This is a genomic window from Paenibacillus oleatilyticus, assembly GCF_018998565.1.
Taxonomy (GTDB): domain Bacteria; phylum Bacillota; class Bacilli; order Paenibacillales; family NBRC-103111; genus Paenibacillus_G; species Paenibacillus_G oleatilyticus.
Genome location: NZ_JAHNZO010000008.1, coordinates 71,689 through 84,025, shown reverse-complemented (window position 1 = coordinate 84,025; position 12,337 = coordinate 71,689). Strand labels below are relative to the sequence as shown.

The following is a 12,337-nucleotide window of genomic DNA, read 5'->3' as shown; positions in this document are numbered from 1 at the left end:
CTTCCTTAAAATGTCTGAACCGATAGCCTCAACGGGATGGAGACTGCCCCCCCGCCATCAGCGCCGTTAAATGTGTGCCGAGGTAGGCACAAGGCAGACCGCCATATGCCAATCTCTCGATAGATCGGTCCGCTCCAAACACAGCGCCCCCCTATCGCTGCAACCGGTCGATAACCGGTTTGCAGCAAGAGCCCGCTCCCCCCATAAGCGTGCCTCGTCCCACCTAACAAGCTTCCACCCCTGCCCCAGGCTACACCGGCCCCATAACAGGCCACGCCAGCTCCACCCCACGCTGGACCAGCGCGCTTTGGAAATCAGCAAGCCGCGCCGAATCGCGGCGCACCTGACGCGGCGAAACTCCCCGTTGCAAGCAGTATGCGGCCAGCGCACCGGCGGCTTCGCCGATATTCCACTCCACCGGGTGCAGACGGTAGCAGCCGTTCGTCAAATGCGTGACGCCGATGTTTTTGCAGGCGGGCAGCAGATTATCCATCCGCACCGGAATCAGGCTGCCGAGCGGAATTTGAAACGGCAGGCTCGGGATATAGAAGCCTTCGCGGCCGCCTGTCGTCGGGTGCAGATCGATCCGGTAGCTGCCGATGCCGACGCTGTCGCGGAACGGCTCCGCGCCGTTCGCACCGCGTACCTCAGGGCTGATATGCTGCTCCTTGACCGTAAACTCCGCCCGGATGCGGCGGGATTCGCGGATGTACGGCGCCTTAGCCAGTCCGTCCGCCGTCCCTGTCACATCGCCGCGCAGCCGCAGTCCGGGATACCCGTTCCCGCCGTCGGGCCTGGGCGCTTCGGTTTGCAGCCAGTACAGCAGGCTAAGGCTCAACTGCTTAGCTCCTTCCAAATGGCGCCGCCGCTCTTCCTCCGGCACCTCATAAACATTGCCGAGCCAGTAGTCGTTCTGCGGCCAATTGACGAGGGTCAAGTCGCTGTCAAACGTCCCCGGCGCAAACTGCGACCGGTCGGCAATCCGCCGGTAATCCCATAACGAAAAAGCTCCGGGCTCGGGAAACAGCGAAAAACGCTTCACCGCCTCGTTCGTTTTCAGCGGCGTCCAGCTAAACATCCGGTCCCGCTGAAACGGAGCCTGATAGCTCCGCCAGAACTCGTACGCCGCCGGTTTCTCGATCGCATGGTCCTCCCCCTCGCGGTAATCGAGAGCGAAGCACCACGTCACCGATTGAATGTCGAGCGGCTCCGGTTCCCCTTCGAGCGCATGCGGCTCCCCGGTGTCCCGGCGCGATTCGGCCCCCGTCACATATTCCGTTCCGGTCAGCGGCAGCAGATCGCCGCATTCGGTCGCGTCGAGCACATACCGCGCTTCGACGACGACACGGTCGCCGGACAACGTATGCTCCAGCGTGACGGAGCGGACCGTATCGCCGTCCGTTTCCGCCGCTATCGGGCGAACGTTGAGCAGCAGTGTGATTCGTCCCGCATGGATATGCGGAGCGAGCATATCCTGCAGCACGGTGAGAGCGACGCGCGGGTCGCAGGACAGACGGCTGACGCTGGCCTTGCCCGGATTGAACCGGTCGCTGCGCATCGCTTCCGCAGTCAGCGGATAGTTCGCTTTGTAATACCCGCGAACGCGGTTGCGGAACTCCCGGTACTTGCGGGTGCTGCCGAACTGTTCGATCCAGCGGTGCTCGTCCGCCGGAACGGCCTGACTCGTGAATTGTCCGCCAATCCAATCGGTCTCCTCCGTCAGCACGATCCGCATCCCGGCTTCGGCCGCGGCAACCGCTGCGGCACAGCCTCCGATGCCGCCGCCAATCACGGCAATGTCACATCCGCACTGCCGGTTCATAGCCCAGACCTCCTTTGCGCTTCCCCACTTCCGGCCACGGCAGGCTTTGCATCCAAACGGCTGTTCACAGCCTCGGCGAAGTGCTGCGTGATGAGCTGCGGGCGAGTAATGGCTCCGCCGACGACCACGAACGTCGCCCCCGCTTCGATCGCCGCTCCCGCTTCTTCGGCGTTGAAGATACGCCCTTCCGCGGCAAGCGGCACGGTCAGCCGGGCCGACAACCGCCGGACCAGCTCCAGGTCCGGCTTCTTCGTCTGCGGGCTGTACGGCGTATAGCCGGACAATGTCGTCGATACGATGTCGAAGCCAAGCCGCTCGGCGGCAAGCCCCTCGTCTTCCGTGGACACGTCGGCCATCGCAAGCGCTCCCGCTTCGCGAATCCGCTCCAGCAGCGGAACGACCCGCTCCAGCCGGCTTTCCCGGTTCGTCACGTCGAGCGCGACGATATCGGCTCCGGCCGCAAGCACCGCTTCCACGTCTTCCAGCTCAGGGGTAATATAAATCTCCGAGCCCGGAATATCCCGCTTAAGCAGCCCAATCACGGGCAGTTGTACCGCGGCCTTAATACTGCGGATATCGTCTATGCCATTCGTGCGGATCGCCACCGCTCCCCCGATAACCGCCGCCTTCGCCATGCGGGCCATAATCCCTTCGCCGTACAGCGGCTCCCCCGGAAGCGCCTGGCAAGATACGATCAATCCGGGCGGCATAGGCAACCGCTTTGGTCTGATAGATGTCATTGGTTTTCCCTCCCGATGCCCCAAGAATCGTCCAGCTTCATGGAGGCCAAAATACCGGCGAACGTCGCCGCTTTCCGGAACGTCGTGCTGACCGGAGCCCGCTCCGGATCGTGCTGCAAGCCTTTCGGCGCGAACACCGACCAGCCCTCGCGCGTTAGCCGGTCGTCCAGTTCCTTCAAACGGCCTTCGGCATAATCGCCGGCTTCGGGGAGATGAGCGTAACGGGTGAACGCCAAGTCAATCTCCCATACATTGCTCCAATCCCTGCACCACCACGGCGCTTCGTTGCCGTCGTTCGGCCCCTCCTTCATGGCGGCCAGCATCCGGCGCACCGCCGCTTCCGACGTCTCACGCCACTGCTGCTGCAGCTCCTGCGGGAGCAGTGGCAGCGCCGTGACGGCAAAGGCGACGATGATGCCCTGATAGCTGACGCTGTTACCCATCGCTACGCTCCCATCCCAGTGCTCGATGTAAGGCCACCAATCGGGCTCGTGCTTGCCGAACCGCTCGATCAAGTGGCGAAATACGCGGACGGTCTGCTCCAGCAGGCGGGCGTCTCCGTTCAGCTCATACGCCCGGGCGAACGTATGCGCCGCGTACATATCCCCGTTCAGCACGTCATGATGCCGCGCATTCGGATTTTTATAGACAGCCCCGGGCTTCTCCGCCGCGACCTCCGTAAGCAAATAATAGGCTGACCGAATCAGGCTTTCTTTCGCTTCTTCGGAGCCCGTATGACGGTGCAGCAGGTACAGGCTGTTCGCCACCGCACCGATCTCCGCGATATCGACCGTTTCCGGGTCGCCGTACTTGACGTAATAGGGCTGACCGAACGCCCCGTCCGGCCGCTGTCGCAAGAGCACGTTCGCCGCTAAGCCCGAGGCAATGGCAAGTCCCTCTCCTCCATGCAAACGATAATCCAGGACGAAGAAGGCCGCAACCTGGCCCGTCGTGCAGCAGCTCGCCAAAGCGCCAAGCTCGTCATCCCGGATGCCGAGGCTGCCGTCCGCTTGTTGTTCCAGCAAATCCGTAAAATAGGTCGTTAAAGTTCGAACCAAGGATGAAACGATGGAATCCATGACTCACTCTCCTCTGACTGCATTCTCCATTACTATATCATAAAATGGAGGATTTCTCCTCTATTATTTTTGTTTTTTGGAGAAATTTTCCCATACCTTCCTTGACAGTCCGCATCCGGACAGACTACTCTTAATGTAACTGTAACATATAGAGACAAAGAGAGAACAACTTTAGGCCAGCGGGGGTGCAAGTCCATGTGGAGACCGTTCCCATGGTTTCGCAATACGTCTTTTAAAAGGAAACTGTTCGTTTACTCCCTCGTCATCAGCCTGCTGCCCGTCATATTGACCGGAACCGTCCTTGCGCGCATGGCCGCCGCAGCCATTCAAGACGAGGTCAACCAAAACCATCAGATCGTTTTACAAGAAATGCAGCGCCAGGTCGATTTGTTCTGGGCCGGGCTCGATAAAGCTTCCATTCAGCTCGCCAATCACCGGGCTTTGGAGCAAGCGGTGAAGCTTGGGCCTTCCGGCAAATATTTGGATGAAATGCAGGAGCTGGCCGATACGATTCAAAAACAGCGGAGCATCTCCGAGTTTCAATATGACGTTTCCGTCATCTTCTTGAAATTCGGCAAAGTATATTCCAGTAAGCACGGATTCATCGAGCTTAATGAATTCGCTTACCGCAATATTATAGACCGGATTCCGCCTCATTTTCGCTCCGAGATCGTAGCGCCCGACACCTATCCTGGACAGAACGAGCTGCTCTATTTAAGGCCGGTGCCGATTTTCTCCGACATACAGGGGAGCGGAATCCTGATGCTTCACATCCAGAAGGACAAGTTGGCCGACTTTGCCACACATGTTCCCTTAGGAGGGAACCGCAAGCTGTACGTCTTCGACGAGAAGGGCATCGTCCTGATCAGCAGGACGCCAGGGGAAATCGGCACCCGGCCTGCCCTGTTCGCCGGCGGGTTGCCCCGTTACTACTCCGGCGAGCCCGCAGAGACGGACATCGGCGGAGAAACGTACCAGCTTGCCGTCCGGCAGTCGGATTATACGCGATGGACGCACGTGGCCATGACGCCCAAGAAGGAGCTGACCCGTCAAGCTGACCGGATTCAAGTGACGACCTTTGGGATTGTACTGCTGCTCGCCGCTTTTTGGGTGTTGATTGCCCGCTTCGGCTCAACCCGGATGTATGGTCCCGTACAGCATCTGCTGCAGCGGCTTCTGCCCCCGTCTCGCGAGAATTCCCATGCCGGGACCGGCAACGAGTGGCACGTGCTCGATGCCTACGTGACCGGGATGCTCCAAACGAACGAGCAGCTGCGTCGGCAGCTAACCGAACAATCGCCATATCTAAAAGAAACGATCGTGCATCAGCTGCTGCGCGGTGAAATGAACAGCAGCGAGGCGGAACGGGTCCGACAGACGTTCGGATTCCAGCTCCGGGGCAGCCGGTATGCGGTGTGCTTGATCGATATTGACGACTACGCCCGCTTTCAGCTGCAGTACCAAGACAAAGACCGGTCCCTCATGATGTTCGCCCTGCGCAAAATGACGGAGGAAGTGTTCGAGGAGTCGTTTTCCTGCGCATCCGGCATTACCATGCCAGGCCAAATGGCCCTGATCGCCGGACTCGAAAAAGGTGACGCCGCACTGGAAAACCTGCTGCTTGCCGCACAGAAGTTCCTCGAGACCGCCGCCAAATATTTTCAATTTACTGTCACGATCGCCTGCTCTCATCCCGTCCTGACGTATCGCGATATTAACGACGCCTACCGGGAGGCGCGGGACCTGCTCGGCTACAGGCTCCTGTACGGACCGGGCAAGCTGCTGACGCCGCAGCAGGTCGTTCCGGCCGAAAACCAGCTTGCAAGCGATATCATCAAACGGGAGAAGCAGATCGTTACCGCCGTTATGCAGGGAAAAGCGGACGAAGGCACTGAGTTGCTGCACGAATGGGTTCAGGACATGCCGCAATTCGTCCGGCATTTCAATGCGGCGCTCGGCTTGTTCGCCCACCTGATCGGCGAGCTGGTTCTCTACATGCAGGAACTGGAACTAGCCCCACACGAGGTGTTCGGGGAAGATCCTTACAAGCGGCTTTACGAAATGACGACGATGAGCGAAGTAGCGGAATGGCTGGCGGGCACGGTATTCCCCTCCATCGCCGAACGGCTGGAGCTGGCGCAGACAGGCAAACAACAGCGCATGACCGCCGAGGTCATCCGGTTTATCCATAACCACTTCGATACGGATGTGTCGCTTCAGCAATTGGCCGACGGGCTTCGCGTATCTCCTTCCCAGCTCAGCCGGATGTTCAAGGAAGAGACGGGGATGAACTTTATCGATTATCTCATCCGGTTCCGAATAGACAAAGCCAAAGAATGGCTGGCGCACACGGAAATGCCGATCAAAGATATTGCAGAGAGACTCAGCTACACCTCCGTTCAAAATTTTACCCGCGTGTTCAAGCAGCACGAACAGCTTCCGCCGGGCGAATACCGCAAGCGATTTCGGGGCGATTGAAGCTCTTCCGTTTCCGCTGTTTTCCTTCAAACGCCGATGCTTCGGGCCCTTCCGAACCGGCGTTTTTTGATTGTCCCCGCCGCTCCCCTATAGCGATAAACCCCGTCCTGACGCGCTTCCGCGGCTTTTTTCTTTTTTTGCGGATCTTTATCCTTTTTTGTCTTATCCATGAAAAATGGAGAATTGCCGTGACTTGTCCCCTTCCCGGATAATCGGATCAACAACAACGATTCGCAACCGTCGGAATGTAAACGCCTCCGGTTCGTTGCGGCCCCAAGGAGGAATGCGCTTGAGCACCTTGAACCCCCATCCCCACTCCTCACCCGCAATCCGTAAGACCTCTTCCACGAGCCGTCTCGGACGTTTGCGGGCCCGGCTATGGAAGGACCGGTACCTGCTGCTGCTCGGCTTGCCCGGCATCGCCTATTTCCTGATTTACCGCTACGTCCCCATGGCGGGGCTGTATATGGCCTTTATCGATTACAGCCCGTTTCAAGGGATTGCGGGCAGCGAGTGGGCGGGCTTGAAGCATTTTGCCCGGATCTTCGAAGATCCGGAAATCGTGCAGGTGTTGTGGAACACCTTGTCGATCTCGTTTCTGCAAATCGTATTCGCCTTCCCGGTTCCGATCGTGCTGGCCCTGATGCTGAACGAGCTGCGCAATCAAGTCTATAAGCGCGTCGTCCAGTCGGTGATTTATCTCCCCCACTTCCTGTCATGGGTCGTTGTCATCGGGATCTGCACGATCTTTTTGAAAGGAAACGGCGTCGTCAACGATCTTCTCAAGCAAGGATTCGGCCTTGCGCAACCGGTTCCGTTCTTAACCGATCCGAGCTACTTTAAGCCGATCGTCATCCTTCAGGTGATCTGGAAAGAAGCAGGCTGGGGAACGATTCTGTTCCTTGCGGCGCTCGCCGGCGTCAGCCCCCAGCTCTACGAAGCGGCGGTCATCGACGGCGCGGGACGGTTCCGCCAAATGTGGCACATCACGCTCCCGGCCATACGCAATACGATTGTCATCCTGCTCATCCTGCGGCTTGGACATGTCATGGATGCCGGATACGAACAAATCTTCCTTCTGCTGAATCCGTTCAATATGGAAATCGGCAACATCCTCGATACATACGTGTTCTTCAAGGGAATCGGACAGTCGGACTACAGCTTCGCGACAGCGGTCGGCTTGTTCAAAGGAGCCGTTGGGCTCGTGCTCGTGCTGTCGGCCAACTATATAGCCAAAAAACTCGGCGACGACGGCGTATTCTAGGCTGCGTCCGCTTCAGAAGGGATGATCCGCATGCATCATCGAACCCTGGGAGACCGGTTCATCGATATCGTCAACGTCCTGCTGCTCGGCCTCATCGCCTCGATTATGCTGGCGCCGTTCTGGTACGTGCTGGCCGTCTCTTTTGCCTCGTACAAAGAGTTTTTGCAGCATGACATCATCTGGTTTCCGAAGGAATGGGTGCTCAGCGCCTACGCATATATTTTCGCTTCGGAGTCGTTCGTCCGTTCGGTCGGCGTGACCGTGCTTGTGACCGTGATCGGCACGGCGGTCAACCTGGCGTTTACGTCCACCTTCGCTTATACGCTGGCCCGTCCGGTCATCGGCCAACGGATCATGCTGGTGCTTGTCCTCTTCACGCTGCTGTTCAGCGCAGGCATGATTCCGACGTACCTGATCGTGAAGGAAACGCACCTCTTGAACTCGATCTGGGCGCTTATCCTGCCGATCGCCATCAATCCGTTCAACCTGATCGTCATGCGGCAGTTTTTCGTCGGCATCCCGAACGAGCTGCACGAAGCGGCGGTCATCGACGGCGCCAACGACCTGAAGGTGTTCTGGAACATCATGCTGCCTCTATCCAAACCGTCACTGGCCGCCTTCGCCCTGTTCTATGCGGTGCTGCACTGGAACAATTACTTCACGGGCATCCTGTACTTGAACGAACCGGAAAAATGGCCGATTCAAGTCATTTTGCGGCAAATGGTCGTCGTCGGAGAAGCGCAGACGGCGCTCGGCAGCGGTCAGATTTTGCTCGAACACGCTCCGCCGGCGGATACGATCCAAATGGCAGCGATCATCGTCGCGACGGTTCCGATTCTCGTTGTGTATCCGTTCCTGCAAAAGCATTTTGCCAAGGGGGTGATGCTTGGGTCCGTTAAAGGCTGACTTGGGACATCCTGTCAGACGCACGAACTTGTATAAACCAAGGATTCAGAGTATGATCCAAACATGGGAGGGGCTTTGTCAATGAATTACAGAGGAAAAACATGGACGGCCGCCGCGCTCGTCGGGGCCATCACGTTAACGTCCGCCTGCAGCGGCGGCAGTGACGCGAAGACCGATCAACCGAACGCCGGAAGCGCCGGAGCCGCAACGGATAGCCAGAAGAAACAGACGATCACGATGATCGACTTCCGTTACGGGGCGTTTCCTCCGACCGGAGGCAAGGGCCTGGAGATGATCAACGAGAAATTCAACGTCGATTTCAAGCCGCAGTACGTGGTCCGCTCCGATTACGACCAGAAGCTGAGCGCCGTCGTGGCCTCGGGCGAAATTCCCGACATCATCGTCATGGAAGGACCGGATTCGAATTTCTATAAATGGGCGAAGCAAGGTGCCTTTTTGCCGCTGAACGATCTGCTCGACAAGTACCCGACGATGAAGCAAATTCCGGAAAATACCCGCAAAGCCGTTACGGTGAACGGCAAAATATACGCGGTCCAAAAATACTTAACCGAAAACTACCAGCTGACCCCGATCATCCGCAAAGATTGGCTGGACAAGCTGGGGCTGGAGGTTCCGAAAAGCTACGACGAGCTGAAAAAAGTGGCGATCGCCTTCGCCCAAAACGACCCCGACGGCAACGGCAAGAACGATACGTACGGGCTCGCCATGTCCGCGAACATTAACCCGAGCTTCGGGATGGGGGCTTATTGGGATCTCGATGCCTGGTACCATAAAAACGCCGATGGACAAGTGATCCCCGGCATTATCTCCGAAGCGCGGAAAGAGCACATCGGCTGGCTGGCCGACCTGTACAAGGAAGGCGCGATTACAAAAGACTTTGCCCTGCTCAACTGGACGCAGACGAACAAGGAGTTCTATTCCGGCAAAGCGGGCATCTTCATCGGCACACCGCGCGGTATGAACCCGACCTCTATGCAAGGCCTGGTTGACGTGAACCCGAACGCCAAAATCGTGCCGATTCCCCCGTTCCAAGCGCCGGACGGGTCGCAAGGGTTCACCTCCTCCCCCGGCTTCTATGGCATCGTCATGCTGAATGCGAAGCTGGCAAAGGACCCGGACAAGGTAAACAAAATTATGGAGATGCTCGACTACGGCCGGAAGTTTGTGCCGCTGGAGCAGCGCAACGCGAGCAATGCCGATTTTGACTGGCTAAACGGCAAGGAAGGCCAAGGCTACAATATCGAGAACGGCAGCGTGCGCCGCGAGGTCGAGGAAAAAGGTCTTGCGCCGATCAACTATTTGCCGGACAAAACGATGTGGGCTCCGAACGACGCGGCCAACGGCTACTCGAAGGAGTATAACGTTCCGCTGCTGCGCGATCTGGCGGCCAGCTTGGAGAAAATGCACGGCGAGACGAAGCATCTGATCAATCCGGCCTACTCCGTGTTCTCCGAGACGAAGGCCTCGAAGGATACCGAGCTGTCCAAGTTCCTGTACACGGAACAAACGAAAATGATTTTCGGCGAAAAGCCGCTGTCCGATTGGGATAAAATGGTCAAGGAATGGTCCGACAAAGGCGGCGCCCAGATCATCAAGGAAGTGAACGAGGGCCTCAAGGCGAATGGCTACTCCGGCCCGCAGTGGAAGTAATGCAGGTTTAGACACAAAGAGTCCCAGATCGTTGTCCGGGACTCTTTTTCCAATTTTCACTTTTCCATGGATTGAGAAGTCCTTGGCTCCTTGAAAAACCATTTCATCATCGGTGGCGTCACGAGGGTCGTCACCAAGACGACGACAATGAGGACGGCAAACATCTCTTTGCTCAGCAAACCGGCGTCCAGCCCCATGGCGGCGATGATCAGCGCGACTTCGCCCCGCGAGACCATAGCAGCTCCGATGCCCAAGGAAGGTCTCCAGGCAAAGCCGGCGAATTTCGCCCCCAGTGCCGAGCCAACCAGTTTCGTGAGAATCGCCAGGACGCTCAATACGACGATCAAGCCAAGATTGCCGGCAATTCCCGTGAACTCCGCCGTCACGCCGATGGAAGTAAAGAACACCGGAACGAAAATCGAATAGCCGATCGTTTCGACCTTTTCGAACACCTCGTGCTTGTATTTCGTGACGCTGATCGCCACACCGGCGATATAAGCTCCGATGATGGCGGCAACCCCGGCATATTCGGCCAAATAGGCGTAAGCAAAGCAGATGATAAGAGCGGCCGATATGACCGCTTCGGTCACACGGAGAGGCGCGAACTTTTTCAGCACCCAGGGAACGACCTTCCATGCGACGAGAATCGCTCCGGCGAAAAAGACTACTTTTTTCAGGACAACGATACCCAGATTCACGTCTCCTCCTGCAAAGCTCATCACAAACGCCAGCGCAATAATGACCAGTACGTCATCGATGACCGCGGCGCCAAGAATCGTTGCCCCAGCCCGGGACTTCAGCTGCCCCATTTCCTTCAGCGCCTGCACCGAAATACTGACGCTGGTGGCCGACAGCAGCAATCCGAGGAATACGGCCTGTATCGTCGGCAGCCCCATCACTTGCCCGGCCAAAAAACCTGCGATCAGCGGCACAATAATCCCCGCAACCCCTACAAAAGCGGAAGGCTTCCCCGTATGCTTGAATTCCTCGACATCGGTTTCCAGTCCGGCAATGAACATCAGCAGAATGACGCCGATTTGGCTAATTTCCGTTAAAATATCGGTATTCGTGACGAGTCCGAGCACCGTCGGTCCCAAGACAATCCCGATCAGCAGCTTCCCGAGCACGGAAGGCTGTCCTAATTTAACGCTGAGGTCCCCCGCAATTTTGGAAGCAAGCAAGATGATAGCCAGTTGAAAAATAAGCATAATGACCGACCGCCCCTCTGTTGTTATCGTGCTTATCCTGTGGATATTCAGGCAAAAACATACAAAAAGAAGCCCATCAACCATAGCTGCTAAAATAAACATAGCAATGCTAAGGTGACAGGCTCCTCCAGGTATTTCCTATTTAATTTTTCCAAGGATAGCTAACGTTACGATACTAATACGCAAGGATGCGATTTCGGTTTCAACAATGCGGCAAGAAAAATATGGCTTGAGGGGAATAACGCGTCCCCCCACTTCGCTTGCGGCTACAGCAGGCCCCGCCGTCCTGACGCCCGACTTTCGTTGGCCCCTTCGAGGAAACGGATGATCTCCAGCGTCTCCGTCAGCGGAATGCCCGGTTCGCCGGTCCTGAACATCTTCATGACCTCGACCAGCAAGCTGGCATAAAACGGTCTGCTGTCCTTGGACACGTCGATCAGGCGCGGTCCTCCGCCGGTCTGGAGCGTGATGCCGAAGCTTTGACCGTCTCGCCGGCTGCCCCGTACCGTACCGATCCGGCCGTCCTGCCAGACGCCGGTAATGACATCGAAATCGTCGTTCGCCGACACGGCCACTTCCCGGCATCCTGCTCCCATGACGCGGTACAGCAGCTCGGCCGTATGAATTCCGTACCAGTAGTACCCCGGCTGCGTCGGTTCGAGATGCATCGGTCCGAAGGCATCGGCTCCCGTAATGGCTCCGTCGGCTTCCGCCAGAGCGCTGACAAGACCTTCGGAATACCGCAGCGCGGAAGCGCTCATGACCGGAATGTCGTATTGCTGCGCAAGCTCGGCGATTTCATACGCCTCCCGCGAGCTCAACGCGAGCGGCTTATCAATAAATACCGGCTTGCCGTATGGCGCGATGACGCGAAACTGCTCCAAATGTACTCTTCCGTCGGCCGACTCGAGCAGCAGCGCATCGACCGATTCCGCTACGGCTTCCGGCGTTTCCATGATGGACACGCCGTATTGCTCCCGAAGCTCTTGCGTAAAACCGCCGACCCGGCCAATGCTGAGCGGGAAGTCGGCGGAGCCGCCAGGATAAGCGGCGATCACCCGTCCTCCCGGCACATGGTTGGCATCCGACGGGTCGTTCAGCAGCTTCGTGAACGCCGTTACATGCGACGTATCGAGCCCGATGATGCCTATGCGCAGCGCCGCATCCAT

Annotated in this window: 9 protein-coding genes; 4 read left to right on the top strand and 5 right to left on the bottom strand. The window is 57.6% G+C overall.

The features are described from left to right. Nucleotides 1-250: 250 nt before the first annotated feature. Genes KQX66_RS12590 through KQX66_RS12580 form a run of 3 tightly spaced genes read right to left on the bottom strand, consistent with a single transcriptional unit; the run spans nt 251 to nt 3,641 of the window. Entirely contained in the window at nt 251-1,822 is a 1,572-nt protein-coding gene (locus KQX66_RS12590) for an FAD-dependent oxidoreductase (protein WP_216792840.1), read from the bottom strand. Continuing rightward, nucleotides 1,819-2,562 carry an N-acetylmannosamine-6-phosphate 2-epimerase gene (locus KQX66_RS12585; protein ID WP_216792838.1) on the bottom strand — a complete coding sequence of 248 codons (744 nt, stop codon included), beginning with the start codon at nt 2,560-2,562 and terminating at the stop codon, nt 1,819-1,821. Before KQX66_RS12585 ends, KQX66_RS12590 begins: the two co-directional genes overlap by 4 nt. Then, entirely contained in the window at nt 2,559-3,641 is a 1,083-nt protein-coding gene (locus KQX66_RS12580) for a hypothetical protein (RefSeq protein WP_216792836.1), read from the bottom strand. Before KQX66_RS12580 ends, KQX66_RS12585 begins: the two co-directional genes overlap by 4 nt. Before the next feature lie 195 nt (nt 3,642-3,836). Here KQX66_RS12580 and KQX66_RS12575 point away from each other — a divergent pair, with 195 nt between their 5' ends. From KQX66_RS12575 to KQX66_RS12560, 4 genes are all read left to right on the top strand, one after another. Next, nucleotides 3,837-6,119, top strand: coding sequence for an AraC family transcriptional regulator (locus tag KQX66_RS12575; RefSeq protein WP_216792834.1), 2,283 nt, complete (start codon nt 3,837-3,839; stop codon nt 6,117-6,119). A gap of 283 nt (nt 6,120-6,402) precedes the next feature. Further along, nucleotides 6,403-7,383, top strand: coding sequence for an ABC transporter permease (locus KQX66_RS12570; protein WP_438804190.1), 981 nt, complete (start codon nt 6,403-6,405; stop codon nt 7,381-7,383). 30 nt (nt 7,384-7,413) lie between these two features. Then, nucleotides 7,414-8,289, top strand: coding sequence for a carbohydrate ABC transporter permease (locus KQX66_RS12565; RefSeq protein ID WP_216792832.1), 876 nt, complete (start codon nt 7,414-7,416; stop codon nt 8,287-8,289). Nucleotides 8,290-8,370: 81 nt separating this feature from the next. Continuing rightward, a complete protein-coding gene (locus KQX66_RS12560) occupies nt 8,371-9,960 on the top strand; it encodes an extracellular solute-binding protein (RefSeq protein ID WP_216792829.1) in 1,590 nt (529 codons plus the stop codon). A 56-nt stretch (nt 9,961-10,016) separates the two neighbouring features. Here KQX66_RS12560 and KQX66_RS12555 read toward each other — a convergent pair whose 3' ends face one another. Together KQX66_RS12555 and KQX66_RS12550 are read right to left on the bottom strand one after the other, a co-directional pair. After that, a complete protein-coding gene (locus tag KQX66_RS12555; RefSeq protein ID WP_216792827.1) occupies nt 10,017-11,168 on the bottom strand; it encodes a cation:proton antiporter in 1,152 nt (383 codons plus the stop codon). Between the two features lie 266 nt (nt 11,169-11,434). Further along, nucleotides 11,435-12,337, bottom strand: a complete 903-nt coding sequence (locus KQX66_RS12550; RefSeq protein ID WP_216792825.1) for a Gfo/Idh/MocA family protein — start codon at nt 12,335-12,337, stop codon at nt 11,435-11,437.

Coding starts and splice junctions, on each gene's coding strand:
- KQX66_RS12590 (WP_216792840.1), bottom strand. CDS start 1,822: ATGAACCGGCAGTGCGGATGTGACATTGCCGTGATTGGCGGCGGCATC.
- KQX66_RS12585 (WP_216792838.1), bottom strand. CDS start 2,562: ATGACATCTATCAGACCAAAGCGGTTGCCTATGCCGCCCGGATTGATC.
- KQX66_RS12580 (WP_216792836.1), bottom strand. CDS start 3,641: ATGGATTCCATCGTTTCATCCTTGGTTCGAACTTTAACGACCTATTTT.
- KQX66_RS12575 (WP_216792834.1), top strand. CDS start 3,837: ATGTGGAGACCGTTCCCATGGTTTCGCAATACGTCTTTTAAAAGGAAA.
- KQX66_RS12570 (WP_438804190.1), top strand. CDS start 6,403: ATGCGCTTGAGCACCTTGAACCCCCATCCCCACTCCTCACCCGCAATC.
- KQX66_RS12565 (WP_216792832.1), top strand. CDS start 7,414: ATGCATCATCGAACCCTGGGAGACCGGTTCATCGATATCGTCAACGTC.
- KQX66_RS12560 (WP_216792829.1), top strand. CDS start 8,371: ATGAATTACAGAGGAAAAACATGGACGGCCGCCGCGCTCGTCGGGGCC.
- KQX66_RS12555 (WP_216792827.1), bottom strand. CDS start 11,168: ATGCTTATTTTTCAACTGGCTATCATCTTGCTTGCTTCCAAAATTGCG.
- KQX66_RS12550 (WP_216792825.1), bottom strand. CDS start 12,337: ATGGATGCGGCGCTGCGCATAGGCATCATCGGGCTCGATACGTCGCAT.